This is a genomic window from Massilia sp. PAMC28688 (assembly GCF_019443445.1).
In the GTDB taxonomy this organism is placed as follows: domain Bacteria; phylum Pseudomonadota; class Gammaproteobacteria; order Burkholderiales; family Burkholderiaceae_D; genus Telluria_A.
Genome location: NZ_CP080378.1, coordinates 4,069,601 through 4,083,165, shown reverse-complemented (window position 1 = coordinate 4,083,165; position 13,565 = coordinate 4,069,601). Strand labels below are relative to the sequence as shown.

General features: G+C 62.0%; 10 protein-coding genes. All 10 read right to left on the bottom strand.

Features of this window, described 5'->3' with window-relative positions; genetic code table 11:
• Positions 1-372: 372 nt before the first annotated feature.
• Entirely contained in the window at positions 373-1,314 is a 942-nt protein-coding gene (locus tag KY495_RS18355) for a LysR family transcriptional regulator (RefSeq protein WP_219880794.1), read from the bottom strand.
• A 55-nt stretch (positions 1,315-1,369) separates the two neighbouring features.
• The gene (locus KY495_RS18350) at positions 1,370-2,365 is read right to left on the bottom strand and encodes a glycoside hydrolase family 43 protein (protein WP_219880793.1); all 996 of its coding nucleotides are present in this window, start codon (positions 2,363-2,365) and stop codon (positions 1,370-1,372) included.
• Positions 2,366-2,393: 28 nt separating this feature from the next.
• Positions 2,394-3,362 carry a galactofuranose ABC transporter, permease protein YjfF gene (gene yjfF, locus KY495_RS18345; protein WP_219880792.1) on the bottom strand — a complete coding sequence of 323 codons (969 nt, stop codon included), beginning with the start codon at positions 3,360-3,362 and terminating at the stop codon, positions 2,394-2,396.
• The gene (locus tag KY495_RS18340) at positions 3,359-4,423 is read right to left on the bottom strand and encodes an ABC transporter permease (protein WP_219880791.1); all 1,065 of its coding nucleotides are present in this window, start codon (positions 4,421-4,423) and stop codon (positions 3,359-3,361) included. Before KY495_RS18340 ends, yjfF begins: the two co-directional genes overlap by 4 nt.
• The gene (locus KY495_RS18335; RefSeq protein ID WP_219880790.1) at positions 4,420-5,943 is read right to left on the bottom strand and encodes a sugar ABC transporter ATP-binding protein; all 1,524 of its coding nucleotides are present in this window, start codon (positions 5,941-5,943) and stop codon (positions 4,420-4,422) included. The genes KY495_RS18340 and KY495_RS18335 overlap by 4 nt, the downstream gene beginning before the upstream one ends.
• A gap of 15 nt (positions 5,944-5,958) precedes the next feature.
• The gene (locus KY495_RS18330; RefSeq protein ID WP_219880789.1) at positions 5,959-6,921 is read right to left on the bottom strand and encodes an ABC transporter substrate-binding protein; all 963 of its coding nucleotides are present in this window, start codon (positions 6,919-6,921) and stop codon (positions 5,959-5,961) included.
• 120 nt (positions 6,922-7,041) lie between these two features.
• Positions 7,042-9,390, bottom strand: a complete 2,349-nt coding sequence (locus tag KY495_RS18325) for a glycoside hydrolase family 127 protein (protein ID WP_219880788.1) — start codon at positions 9,388-9,390, stop codon at positions 7,042-7,044.
• Positions 9,387-10,421 (bottom strand): arabinan endo-1,5-alpha-L-arabinosidase, encoded by a 1,035-nt coding sequence (locus tag KY495_RS18320; protein ID WP_219880787.1) that lies wholly within the window; start codon positions 10,419-10,421, stop codon positions 9,387-9,389. Before KY495_RS18320 ends, KY495_RS18325 begins: the two co-directional genes overlap by 4 nt.
• 59 nt (positions 10,422-10,480) lie before the next feature.
• Positions 10,481-11,995, bottom strand: coding sequence for a glycoside hydrolase family 43 protein (locus KY495_RS18315; protein WP_229518357.1), 1,515 nt, complete (start codon positions 11,993-11,995; stop codon positions 10,481-10,483).
• Positions 11,996-11,997: 2 nt separating this feature from the next.
• Entirely contained in the window at positions 11,998-13,548 is a 1,551-nt protein-coding gene (locus KY495_RS18310; protein WP_219880786.1) for an alpha-N-arabinofuranosidase, read from the bottom strand.
• Positions 13,549-13,565: the final 17 nt, after the last annotated feature.

Sequence of the window (13,565 nt, the reverse complement as noted above, 5' to 3'; positions counted from 1 at the left end):
GCCGCTTGTGGCAGCCTGCACTCTCGCAATAATGAAGAGTTGCAATGGAATATAGCAAAGGAAACAATAGCACTGTAGAAAATTTTAACGGAGGAAATTTTCTCTTTGGGAAGGAACTCAAAAGAAAATTTCGCCGCCACAGTGAAAGTTTAAGGCAGATCAAAACCCAAACTGTGCAAATATGCGACAGCTGAAAGGACGAGAAATACGAAGGGTCCGCCCCGCCCATTGGACGGGCGGGACCGATGTGTGCGGCGGGAATCTTATCGCGACCGGCGAGCGAAATTGTCAAAAAGACTATTTAGGTCCGACAAGAGGAATGTTGTTTTGATATTTGACACGCTTGCCCCTGCCAGGCGGCAGCGTCACATGTCAATACATGGCAGCCGCAGCACTGCGTACCGATGCGAGCAGCAGCTCGGCGCCCGGCGCCAGCAAGTGCTCCTTCTGGCGAATGATGCCAAAGGCATCCATCCTGCAGGGCAGTTCGATCGGCAAGATCGCCAGCACGTTCAGGGAAGCATAATACCTGGCCACCTCAAGCGGCATCACATGCAGGGAATCGGTCTGCTGCAGCAAGGCGGTCACGAGCAGCAGGGCCGTCGTATCGACCACATTCGATGGCGGCTCGTAGCCGGCCTTGCGGAACATCATGTCAAAACGGTGGCGCAGGATACTGCCGTGCGGCGGCAGGATCCACGGCAGGTTGACCATGTCGCCAATGGCCAGCTTGTCCTGTTCCAGCAAGGGGTGCCCTACCCGCGCCACGGCGCAGGCTGGCTCTTCGGTCAGTTCCTCGTAGATGAGGCCCAGGCTGTCGTCGCGTTCGAGGATGCGGCCGATCATGAAGTCCAGCGTGCCGCGGCGCAAACGGTCGATCAGCAGACTGCTGTGCTCCATGTGCACGCCAATGCGCAGCAAGGGGGCCTGGGCCTTGACGTCGGCAATGGCGCGCGGCAGCAGTGCCATGGCCGGCGTCATGATCACGCCCACTTCCACCTGGCCCGTCAGGCCCGCCTTGAGCGCCACGATATCGTCATGCGCCAGCGACAGGCTGGTCAGTGCCATGCGCGCATGGCGGATCATGGTTTCGCCGTAAATGGTCGGCTCCATGCCGCGCGGCAGCCGGTCGAACAGGCGCACGTCCAGCATCTCTTCCAGGTCCTTGATCTGCTTGGACGCGGCCGGCTGTGTCATGTGCAATTCATCGGCCGCACGGTGGATATTGCGGTGGTCGTCCAGGGCGATGAGCAGCAGCAGCTGGCGCGTCTTCAGGCGCGCGCGCAAAAACCAGTTCGGGTTCAGGGTATCCATACCGCAATGTTAACACGGCAAATATTGAACACCCTCAATTGTGGCCTTGGGCACATCATTTCGCCGTGCTGCAGCCAGGACTCGGATTGACGGCCGGGCCTTGCGCAGTCTGGGGCACGAAGGCAATCTTGCCGTCCGGCTCATAGCGCATCTCTTCCACCGCCACCGAACGGCGGAACTCGCCGCCACCTGGCAATTTACCGTTGTGATAGAAAATGTAGGACTTGCCGTTGAATTCGACGATGGCCTGGTGAATGGTCTTGACGTTGCTGTTCTTTTCCATGATCAGGCCGCCATAGGTCCACGGGCCGGTCGGGCTCGGGCCCATCTGGTATACGGTCTCTTCCGGGAAGTGACGCGAGTAGCTCAGGTAATAGGTCGAACCGCGCTTGTGCACATAGGGCGCTTCCGTGAAGTTTTCCAGCTTGATGGTTTCGATCGGGCCGTCCAGCTCGATCATATTGGCCTTGAGTTTGGCATACTTGAGGACCGTATTGCCCCAGTAAATGTACGCCTGGCCATCGTCATCGATGAAGACGCCCGGATCGATGTCATCCCACATGATGTCGGTATGCTTGGTCATGTCGTTGGAAATGAGCGCCTTGCCCAAGGCATCGACGAAGGGCCCGGTCGGGCTGTCGGACACGGCCACGCCAACCGCCTTGCCCGGGATGGTCTTGTGGTCGACCGTGGAATAGAAATAGTATTTGCCGTTGCGCTTGGTGACATCGGCGGCCCAGGCATCGCGCCCCGCCCAGGCAAAGCTGGAATAGCGTACCGGCGAGCCATGGTCCACCCAGTTGCGCATGTCGCAGCTGGAATACACGCGCCACTCGTTCATCACATATTCCTTGCCGCCGGCAGGCGCTTCGTCCTTGCCTACATACAGGTAGACGCGCCCGTTGTCGACCAGCGCGGCCGGATCGGCCGTGAAGATGTTGGTCACAATCGGGTTGCCGTCGCGCGCCGGGGCGACCGCTTCAGGGCCGGCACAGCCTGCCACGACAGCAGCGAGGGCCAGGGAAATGGACGTACGGAACAACTGATGCATGCTTTCTCTCCTGTGTGTTTATAGTATTTTATAGCCGGCGCGCAGCGCCGAAAGTCATGACGCGCTGCACCAGGCAGAACACGAGCAGCAAGGCGCCGATCACGATCTTGGTCCACCACGAGCTGAGCGTGCCATCGAAGGCAATCAGGGTCTGGATTGCGCCGAGCACCAGCACACCGGACAAGGCGCCGGCCACATAGCCGTAGCCGCCGCTGAGCAGGGTGCCCCCAATGACCACGGCGGCAATCGCGTCGAGCTCGGTGCCCTGGGCATGCAGGCCGTAGCCGGACAGCATATAGAACGAGAACAGCACGCCCGCCAGCGAGGCGCACAGGCCGCTGAAGGCGTAGACCAGCACCTTGGTGCGCGCCACGGGCAAGCCCATCATGAGGGCGGACTGTTCATTGCCGCCGATCGCATACACGGCGCGGCCAAAGGCGCTGAAGTGGGCCAGCACCACGGCCAGGAGCAGCACGGCGAGCGCAATCACGGCGCCAGGCGAGACGAAGCCATCAAAGAACGGCAGCTGGGTCTGTGACATGGCGACAAACAGCGGGTCTTCGATGGTGATGGAATCAATGCTGATCAGGTAGCACAGGCCGCGCGCCAGGAACATGCCGCCGAGCGTGACAATGAAGGGTTGCAGCTTGAAGTAGTGAATCAGCGCGCCCATGCCGGCGCCAAAGCCCGCGCCCAGCAACAGCACCACAGCAATCACCAGTACCGGTGGCCATTGCAGCTTGCTCATGAGCGCTGCCGCCATCATGGTACTCAGGGCCAGCACGGAGCCCACCGACAGGTCAATGCCGCCGGACAGGATGACAAAGCTCATGCCGACAGCGATCACGAGCAGGAAGGCATTGTCGATCAGCAGGTTCAGTACCACCTGCAGCGACAGGAAGCCGGGATAGGTGGCGCCGCCGATGACAAACATCATGACCAGCAACAGCACCGTGACGAGCGAAGTGAAATACGGCTTGGCCGTCAATGCGTTCATGCTGCCCTCCTGCGGCCAAACATTTTCTTGAATTCGGGCGACTGGGAAATGCAGACCAGGAACACGACGATGGCCTTGACCACCATGTTCACTTCCGGCGGAACGCCCAGCGAGTAGATGGTGTAGGTCAGGGTCTGGATGATCAGCGCGCCGATCAGGCTGCCCGCGATGCTGAACTTGCCGCCGGCCAGCGAGGTGCCGCCCAGTGTGACGGCCAGGATGGCGTCCAGTTCAAGCATGAGGCCGGCGTTATTGGCGTCCGCACTCTTGATGTTGGCGGCAATCATGAGTCCGGACAGGCCGGCGCAGGCGCTGCAAAACACGTACACGAAAAAGATCAGCGCCGCCGTCTTGAGACCCGCCAGGCGCGCCGCCACCGGGTTGATGCCGACCGCCTGGATGAACAGCCCAAGCGCCGTCTTGCGCATCAGGAAGGCGGTGGCAATGAATACCACGGCCACAATCGTCAGCGAAAACGGCAAGCCAAACAGGTAGCCGCTGCCGAGGAAAAAGAAGGGCTGGTAATAGACGGTGACGATCTGGCCGTCCGTCAGCAGCTGGGCCAGCCCGCGCCCGGCCACCATCAGGATCAGGGTGGCGACGATGGGCTGCAGGCCCACCGTAGCAACCAGCAAACCGTTCCAGGCGCCGCACAGGACCGCCGCACCAAGCGCGGCGCACAGGGCCCACACCATGGGAATATTGCTGACATAGTGCGGCACGCCGTCGCGCATTTCCATGGTGCCGCCAATGAGCATGGCTGCCACCGTGCCGGACAGGGCCACCACGGCGCCGACCGAAATATCGATACCGCGCGTGGCAATTACCAGCGTCATGCCGAGCGCGGTTAGCATGAGCGGTGCGGCGCGGTTGACGATGTCAATCAGGCTGCCATACAAATGGCCGTCCTTGAACTCCAGATGAAAAAAGCCCGGGATGGCGATCAGGTCGATCAGCAGGAGAGCTGCCAGAGCCGCCAGCGGGCGAAACAGTTGATGACGCAGCATCGCCGCAAAAAAACCTTCACCGGCCGGCGCTGTCATATTCAAGGCTTGGCTCATGCGGCTTCTCCTGCAATTACTTGCAGCACCGAGCTGTCATCGAGCTCGCCGCGCTGGTATTCGCCGCAAGCCTTGCGGTCGCGCATGACGACCAGCCGGTCGCTGCAGCGCAGAACTTCGGGCAGTTCGGACGAGATGAACAGGATCGCCATCCCTTTCCGGCACAAATTGCTTACGTAATCCATGATTTCCTGTTTGGCGCGCACATCGATGCCGCGCGTCGGTTCGTCCAGTATCAGCAGCGTGGGATCGGTGACCAGCCAGCGCGCCAGCAGCACTTTCTGCTGATTGCCGCCTGACAGGGTGCCGATGGGTGTTTCCACATCGGCTGTCTTGATACCCAGCCATTTCACATAATCCTGCGCCATTGCCACCTGCTGCTTGTAGGGAATGGCGCGCAGGATGCCCATGCGCGCCTGCAGTGCCAAAATGACGTTTTCGCGCACCGACAGTTCCAGGATTGCGCCTTCGTGCTTGCGGTCTTCCGAACAGAAGGCAATGCCGTGCCCAATCGCATCGCGCGGGGAACTGAACACACTGCTGCGCCCGCCCACGGCAATGCTGCCACTGTCGGCCTTGTCGGCCCCGAACAGCAGCCGCGCCGCCTCGGTGCGCCCGGAACCGAGCAGGCCGCACAGGCCCAGCAGTTCACCCTGGTGGATGTCGATATCGAGCGGATTGAGCACGCCGCGCCGGCCCAGGCCTTTCGCTTGCAGGAAGGGTTGCGCGCTGCGGCTGGCGCCGGGCAGGCCGGCGCCCGGTTCAGCCTCGGGCGCATCGGCGGCCACGCCAATCATCTTGTTGACCAGGGCCAGGCGCGACAGCTCGCTGCACAGGTATTCGCCTTCGCGCTCGCCATTGCGCATGACGGTAATGCGGTCGGAAATGGCGTAGGTCTGGTCCAGGAAGTGGGTCACGAACAGGATGGCCATGCCCTGCTCGCGCAGGCGGCGCAGCACGCCGAACAGCAGCTGCACTTCCGCTTCGTCCAGGCTGGAGGTGGGCTCGTCGAGAATGAGCACGCGGGCCGAGGTATTGAGCGCCCGCGAAATTGCCACCATCTGCTGGATCGCCAGCGGGAAGGTGGACAGCTGGGCCTCGACGTCAATGTCGATCTGCAGCTGCAGCAGCAGGCGGCGCGCCTGCTCGCGCATGCCGCGCCAGTCCACCATGCCGAACTTGCGTGGATAGCGGCCGATGAAGATGTTTTCGGCCACCGACAAGTTGGGGCACAGGTTTACTTCCTGGTACACGGTGCTGATGCCCAGGTCCTGGGCCTGCGCCGTGGAGCGCGGCGCAATTGGCTGGCCGGCCAGGGAAATGGTGCCGCGCTCGGGCGTATAGACACCCGTGAGCACCTTGATCAAAGTCGATTTGCCGGCCCCGTTCTGCCCCATCAGCGTGTGGACTTCGCCAGGGAACAGACGCAGCGACACGTCGGTGAGCGCCTTGACCCCGGGGAAGGATTTGAAAATGCCGCTCAACTCCAGTACCGGAGCGGCCTGTACGGTAGCAGTCATCACTGGCACCGCCGCTTAGTATTTGCGGTTTGGATATTCCTTGGCCGCCACTTCGGCCGGGAACACGCCCTCTTCCGTGACGATGCGTTTCGGTACCGGACGGCCGGCCTTGATGTCGCGGGCTACCTTCATCAGCTGGGGGCCAAGCAGGGGGCTGCATTCCACCGTGACGTTGAGCTTACCAGCCATCATGGCCTCGAACGCGCCCTTGACCCCGTCAATCGAGACAATCACGATGTCCTTGCCCGGTTTCAGGCCTGCTTCTTCAATGGCCTGGATGGCACCAATGGCCATGTCGTCATTGTGCGCGTACAGCACGTTGATGTTCTTGCCCTGTGCCTTCAGGAACGCTTCCATCACTTCCTTGCCCTTGGCGCGGGTGAAGTCACCGGTCTGCGAACGCACGATTTTCAGGTTCGGATGGCCGGCAATGGCTTCGGCAAAGCCCTTCTGACGGTCCAGCGCCGGGGCCGAACCGACGGTGCCCTGCAGTTCGACGATGTTGAGGGTGCGCTGCGGGGTCTTCTTGGCGTGCTCCACCAGCCAGCGCCCGGCGCGCCGGCCTTCTTCCACAAAGTCCGAGCCGATGAAAGTGGTGTACAGCGTCTTGTCGGCGGCGTTGACGGCGCGGTCCGTCAGGATCACGGGGATCTTGGCATTGCGCGCTTCGCGCAGCACCGTGTCCCAGCCCGATTCCACCACGGGCGAGAACGCAATCACATCGACGCGCTGGGCGATGAAGGAGCGGATCGCCTTGACCTGGTTTTCCTGCTTTTGCTGGGCATCGGCAAACTTGAGGATGATGCCTTCCTTCTTGGCCGCTTCCTTGATCGAGCGGGTGTTGGCGGTGCGCCATTCACTTTCGGCGCCCACCTGCGAAAAACCCATCACAAGCGGCTTGTTGGCAAGGGCGCTGCCGGCGGTGGTGGCAAAGATGGCGAGCACGGCTGCGCCCAGAAATGTTCTGCGGATGGTCATGGCAAGTCTCCAGTTGGTGGCGGGCCGATATAGGCAAGCCCTTCTTATGTCAACAATAGTAGGAGAAAATGCAATAACCATCCAATCATTTTTTTGCAGTGATCGATATCAATAGTGATATCAACGCAGCAGCCGCAGCCCATACAGCCCGCCCGCGATGGAGCCCGGCTGGGCGACGAACCTGACGGTCATTTTGCTGCCCGGCCTGGCCGGCGCGACAGGATAGTCGACCGTGTAGAAGTCCTCGCCCTCGGGCGCGCCCAGGGTCACGCCGGCGATCTTGACGCCGTCGACAACGATGTCAAAGCGGCGCCCGGCGTCGCCCCTGGCAAAGGTCAGGCGCAGTATGCTGGCTTCGCCTTTCGGGTCATTGAGCTCGTAGCTGAACCAGCCGGTCGCGTGGCGCCAGTGGCGCGCGCCGTTGACGCCCGCTTCGGCGCCCTCGCCCTTGAAGCCATGGTCCGATTCCGGCTGCTGCTGGCCGGGCGCCACCTGGTCGACGGTGCGTGCGTCCAGCTCCAGCCGCTCCGCTTCGGCCATGGCGGTGGCCGCCTGCAGCAGCTCGGCATCGGCCGGCGTGGAATACGGCCAGTAGATGGTGTAGCGCGACTCATGCAGGCGGAAGAAGGGAATCAGGCGCAGTGAGCCGGCATCCTTGCCGCGAATGAGGCCGGGCGCCGAAAACGTCAGCGGCTCGCCGCGCACGGGCCGGAACCTGTGCATGAAATCCTTGGTGTCGCTCACCAGCATGGGCGCAGCCGACAGTTCGCAGACCGGACCGGAGGCGATGTGCCCCATGCGCGAATCGTCGGCCAGAAAACTGAGCTTTTCGTTGGCAAACGGCGCCGTCTTTGCCGCCAGTACGATAGGGCCGTGCAGCACCGCGTAATAGTTCGAGCCATCGGGCATCTGCTCCAGGCGCGTGGTCATCGGCAGGCTGACATCGATGCGGTCGCCCGGGCGCCACTGGCGATCGAGCGTGATGTAGTCGCCCGGACCGCCCTTGTAGCGATAGGGCTTGCCATTGACACGCAGCTTGAGCGCACCGGCGGCCACCCAGCGCGGATAGCGGATCTTGAGTGCAAACGCGGCGTCATCATGCACCGTGATGCGGGAACTGGCCTGGTCGGGAAAGCGGGTGGCCTGGGTCAGACGCACGTTCCTGTCGCGCCAGGTGAGCGTGGAGGCGATGAACAGGTTCACATACAGGGAATTGCCATCGTGGGCGTAAATGAATTCGCCATGGCGGGCGTGGCTCTCGATGCCCGATCCCACACAGCACCACATGGCATGCTCGGGCTGTGAGTACACGCGATAGTGATTCGGGCGCATGGGCGTAAAGTACGCAAAGCCGCCCCGCTTTGGCCGCTGCGACGCCAGGATGTGGTTGTACAGGCCGCGCTCGATGTAATCAGTATAGGCGACCCTGGGGTCGGTGAGGAACAGCATGCCGGACAGCTTGAGCATGTTGTACGTATTGCAGGTCTCCGGCCCCTCCACTTCGCCGATCATGGACGAAAAGTCCTTCGTATCGTGGAAGTGCTCCTTGACGCTGTTGCCGCCGATGGCAACGGTGCGCTTGTCGTGCACGGTCTGCCAGAAAAAGCGCGCCGCATCCTGCATCCGGCGCTCGCCGGTCAGGTCTGCAATGCGCTTGAAGCCGATCACCTTGGGAATCTGCGTGTTGGCGTGCAGCCCGTTGAGCTGATCTTCCCCGCGTGCGAGCGGGTCCAGGATGGCCTGGTGCGAGAAGCGCCGCGCCAGGGCCATGTACTTATCGTCACCGGTCAGGCGTGCCACATCGGCCAGCACTTCGTTCATGCCGCCATGCTCGCTGCGCAGCATCGCCTGCATCTGCTCCTGCGTGAGTCTTGCCGTCAGCGCCAGCGTCCAGTCGGACAAGGCAATGAGCATGGCGCGCGCATCCTTGCTGCCCGCGTGCTGATGGGCGTCGCGCAGGCCGGCGAACATCTTGTGCAGGTTGTACCACGGGACCCACTTGCCATTGACCGAGAAGTTATCGGCCTGCATTTCGCCGCGGGCGATCGCCTGCCACAGGGTGGCGCCGCCAGGGATGCCACCGATGTAGCCATCGCCATTCTTTTGCTGCACTTCGCGCAGGCCGGCGATGAACTTGTTCAGCCGTGCCAGCATTTCCGCATCGCCCGTGGACGCATACATCAGCGCCAGCGCCGACAGGTAGTGGCCGCCCATGTGACCGTCCAGGCCGGACGACTCCCAGTTGCCGTAGCTCGGCTTGGGCAGCGGCAGGCCTGCCTCGCGCCGGAAAGGCGCCAGTAGCCTGTCCGGGTCCAGCGTCAGCAGATAGGCTTGGCCGGTATTCTGCGCGTCGAGGAAGGGTCCTGCCGTCAGCCGCACATCACTGAGGGGGAACAGCTGGGCGGGCGCGGCGTGCGGCGCACCGGCCGCAGCGAAAAGAACTACGGCAGTGAGCAGGCGCAGAATCATTTGGATGGCTTCGCCAGGCGCGTGCTTTGATAGCGATTCAGGTCCTTCTGGTCGACCACGGGCCAGCCGTCCTTGTCCCAGGCCATAGGCAGCACCTTGAGTTTTTGCAGATACTTGTCAGCCGTTTCATAGGCGTGCAGGACCAGGTAATCCTTGCCGTCAAAGGTGTAGGCACTGTTGTGCCCCAGGCCCTTCCAGTCCTTGTCACCGGCGATGACGAGCGAGCCGCCGCCCGCCTGCATGCTCCTGCCGTCCTTGTCCAGGTAAGGGCCGGTCACGTTTTTAGCCCGTCCCACCACCACGTGATAGGTGCTGTCCTTGCCCTTGCAGCACAGGCCCCACGATGCAAACAGGTAGTAGTACTCGTTCTTCTTGAAGATGAACGGCGCTTCGATTTCATGCACGCCGGCCTGCGAGGCGGGATCGGCCTTGCGGTCGGAGGGCGCGCGGCTGGCAATGGCGTGCCACTCCTGGGGTTCAGCCAGCCGCGTGCGGCTGGCATCGAGCTTGACCAGCTTCAGGCCACTCCAGAAGGAGCCGAAGGACATCCACGGCGTGCCGTCCGCATCGTCGATGACGTGCGAATCGATGGCGTTCCACTCGTCGCGGTTGGGAACCGATTGCAGGATCATGCCCTGGTCCTGCCAGCGGTAGCCAGGCGCGCGCGGATCGAGCGTGGTATTGGTGGCCACGCCAATTCCTGACGTGTTCTTGCCAAAGCCGGACACCGAGTAGTACAGGTAGTACTTGTCCTTGTGCTGATAAATGTCCGGGGCCCACACGTGGCCATTGAAGCTTGGCGCAGCCTTGCGCGCCCAGGCCGGCGCGTTGGCAAAGACCGGGCCTTCCGGCGTCCAGTTCTTCATGTCGGTGGAGCTGTAAAACGTGATGCCCGGTCCGGTGCTGTACAAGTAGTAGGTATTGCCCTGCTTCGCCATGACCGGGTCATGCACGTCCACCTGGACAGCCTGGCAGGCGCCCAGCACCGCAAACAGCGGCAGGATAACGGCGGTGCGCAGCAGTGTTGTCATGTTCATGATTCCTTGTTCTGAAAAAAAGCCGGCATCCCTTCGCAGGGATGCCGTCACGCTTACTCGCCCGAGCGAATGCCCCAGATGGACACGCCCTCGTTCGACTGCGCCGTGAAAGTTACCACGAAGCTGTTGGCATGTGAATTCCACTGGCGCGACAACACGCCGGAATAGGCGCCGCCGCCAGCGAGGGTGATGCTCATCTTGTTGGCCCCGTCATGGACCCAGGTACCGCTGACAGCGCCCGAGACGGTGCCATCGGCATTGAGCCTGGCGGCCTGCGACATCTTGACAGATGCCGAGATATCCTTGCCATGGTTGACCAGCTGGTAACTGCCTTCGGCCTCCTTGCTGGTAACGGTGCTCACCAGGGCCGGGCTCTTCGCCAGCGGCGCATAGCGCAGCGGCGAGACCACGGGCCAGCCGGCGCCGTTGATGAACATCTCGTGCGTGCGCACCTCGTGCGCTTCCCCGGTGTTGGGAAAGCGGGTGTGGAACACCAGGAAGCTCTGCCCGGTCGCGGCATCGTAATATGCCGAGTTATGGCCCGGCGATACATAGCCCAGCGTCGTTCCGGTGAACTGGAAGTTACCCATGATCTTCTGGCCATGCGGTGCAATGCTGGCGTCGTCAAACAGGGGCAAGGCCGGGTTGGATTTGACCTGCGCCATGTCCTTGCCAGCCGCATCGAGGTAGGGACCGTCCGGAGTGCGTGAGCGTGCCACGCGCATGTTGTACGCGCCCGTGGCATCCAGGCCGCCAAAGGACGTGAACATGTAATAGTAGTCCTGGGCCGGGTGGTACAGCACATACGCGCCTTCGATGCGGCTGTGATTGCCCCCCATCAGATGCTTGCCGTAGCCCTGCCCCGGCAGTGGCTTGCCCGTGGCCGGGTCCATGGCCAGGATGAAGATGCCGCCCGAGTAGGAACCGTACACCATCCACAGCTTGCCGTCCTTGTCGAAGAAGACGTCAGGATCGGCCGCGTTCGGATGCTTCTGGGCGTCATAGATATTCACGCCGTCTTCGCTCACCTGCCCCCACATGCCGGACTTGAGGAAGATGCCCTTGTTGACGTACGGGCCTTCGATCTTGTCGGCCACTGCCACGCCCATGGCGGAGCGGGGCGAGTCGCCCTTGCAGGTGTTGTAGTAGAAGTAGAACTTGCCGTCGGCAAGCTGGATCACGTCCGCCGCCCACAGCCCGGTCACCTGGGACCAGGCAAACGCCTCGGCTAGCTCGGTCGTGACGTTGTTAAACAGGGGATTGGCGGCGTTGACACCATCTGCCACCTTCAGCCAGTTCATGAAGTCCGTGGTCTTGGCAGCGGCGCCGTGGGAACCGAACACGTAAAAGTCGCTGCCAACCTTGACCAGCGAGGGATCATGCACGCTGACGTTGGCGAAGGTGACCACGGGCGCTGGCGTTGGCGTTGGCGTTGGCGTCGGCGTTGGCGTCGGCGTCGGCGTGGGTGCTGGTGTCGGGGCAGGTGCGGACGATCCGCCCCCTCCGCCACAGGCGGAAAGGGCCATCGCAGCTGCCAGGGCGCTTGCGCCCAGGAGCATCTTCGTCATGGTCAAGCGTCCACTGCCACCACGATGACCGACTTGGCCGGCACGGTTACCGTCATCTGGCCGCCGTTGGCGCGGGCCGTCATTGGCACAGGCTTCACGGCTTCCTTGTTGGCGAAGGTGTTATGGGCATCCATCTTCTCGGCGGTGAGCAAGCGGCCCGTGACGCCCGCGATCTTCTTGCCAGCCATGTTGATCACCACGTCGGTCGGTTTGCCGGGGTTGGTATTGACCAGCGACAGATAGGTCTTGCCATCCTTGGCGCGCGCTGCCGAAGCGCTGATGCCCGGCACGCTTACCTGGCCCAGGGTATAGGGCGTATTGTTCTCGAGCTTGACCGGCAAGGTGGTCGCACCCTGGAACGGCACATACATCGAATACGCGTGGTAGGTTGGCGTGAGCAGCATCTTGTCCTTGTCGGTGATGATCATCGCCTGCAGCACATTGACCATCTGCGCGATGTTCGTCATCTGCACGCGCTCTGCATGCTCATGGAAGACGTTGAAGTTCAAGGCCGCCACCAGCGCGTCGCGCAGCGTGTTTTGCTGGAACAGGAAGCCCGCGTTGGTGCCCGGCTCCACGTCGTACCAGGTGCCCCATTCATCGACGAACAGGCCGATCTTCTTCTCCGGATCGTTCTTGTCCAGCTTGGCCACGTTATTCTTGATCATGCCATCGAGCTTGAGCGTGTTGGCCAGGGTCGAAATCCACTGGTCTTCGGCAAAGCCGGTCGCAGCGCCCTTCTTCTCCCATACGCCGGTTGGCACCGTGTAGTAGTGGAAGCTGATGGCGTCGGTGCGGCCCTTCAGTTCGCGGCTGAGGGTATCGGTCCAGGTGGTGTCGTAGTCATTGCCACCGCTGGCGATGAACTTTGGACGCCTCTCGGCCGGTGCCTTCATCAGGTTGTAGTAGTTCTTGTACAGGTCCGTGTAGTAGGCAGGCGTCATGTTGCCGCCGCAGCCCCAGGCTTCGTTACCGATGGCGAAGTATGCAACCTTGAATGGCTCATTGCGGCCGTTCTTGCGGCGCAGGTTGGCCAGGGTCGATTTGCTGTCCGAGGTCAGGTATTCGAGCCACTCCGACATTTCCTGCACGCTGCCCGAGCCCAGGTTGCCGTTGACATAGGCGTCGGCGCCCAGCAGGTCGATCAGGTCAAAGAATTCGTGGGTGCCGACGGCGTTGTCTTCTTCCACGCCGCCCCAGTTGGTATTGACCTTGACCGGGCGCTTGGCGCGCGGGCCGATGCCGTCCTTCCAGTGGTATTCGTCAGCGAAGCAGCCGCCTGGCCAGCGCACCAGCGGCACCTGCAGCTTCTTCAGCGCGCCAACGACGTCGTTGCGCCAGCCCTTGGTGTTGGGGATCTTGGAATTGGGGCCCACCCACATGCCGCCGTAAATGCCGGTGCCCAGGTGCTCGGCAAACTGGCCATACACGTTCTTGTTGATGACCGGTCCGGGATTGTTGGCGTCGATGGTGACGGTAACGGCGGCAAATGCCGGTACTGCGCTGGCAGCGACGAAGCCGATGATGGCAATGCTTTGCTTGATGATGTTCATGCTGGTCTCCTGTTGAA

What these genes read in the sequence shown, in the direction of transcription:
- KY495_RS18355 (WP_219880794.1), bottom strand. Translation starts at nt 1,314, where the DNA reads ATGGATACCCTGAACCCGAACTGGTTTTTGCGCGCGCGCCTGAAGACG.
- KY495_RS18350 (WP_219880793.1), bottom strand. Translation starts at nt 2,365, where the DNA reads ATGCATCAGTTGTTCCGTACGTCCATTTCCCTGGCCCTCGCTGCTGTC.
- yjfF (WP_219880792.1), bottom strand. Translation starts at nt 3,362, where the DNA reads ATGAACGCATTGACGGCCAAGCCGTATTTCACTTCGCTCGTCACGGTG.
- KY495_RS18340 (WP_219880791.1), bottom strand. Translation starts at nt 4,423, where the DNA reads ATGAGCCAAGCCTTGAATATGACAGCGCCGGCCGGTGAAGGTTTTTTT.
- KY495_RS18335 (WP_219880790.1), bottom strand. Translation starts at nt 5,943, where the DNA reads ATGACTGCTACCGTACAGGCCGCTCCGGTACTGGAGTTGAGCGGCATT.
- KY495_RS18330 (WP_219880789.1), bottom strand. Translation starts at nt 6,921, where the DNA reads ATGACCATCCGCAGAACATTTCTGGGCGCAGCCGTGCTCGCCATCTTT.
- KY495_RS18325 (WP_219880788.1), bottom strand. Translation starts at nt 9,390, where the DNA reads ATGATTCTGCGCCTGCTCACTGCCGTAGTTCTTTTCGCTGCGGCCGGT.
- KY495_RS18320 (WP_219880787.1), bottom strand. Translation starts at nt 10,421, where the DNA reads ATGACAACACTGCTGCGCACCGCCGTTATCCTGCCGCTGTTTGCGGTG.
- KY495_RS18315 (WP_229518357.1), bottom strand. Translation starts at nt 11,995, where the DNA reads ATGACGAAGATGCTCCTGGGCGCAAGCGCCCTGGCAGCTGCGATGGCC.
- KY495_RS18310 (WP_219880786.1), bottom strand. Translation starts at nt 13,548, where the DNA reads ATGAACATCATCAAGCAAAGCATTGCCATCATCGGCTTCGTCGCTGCC.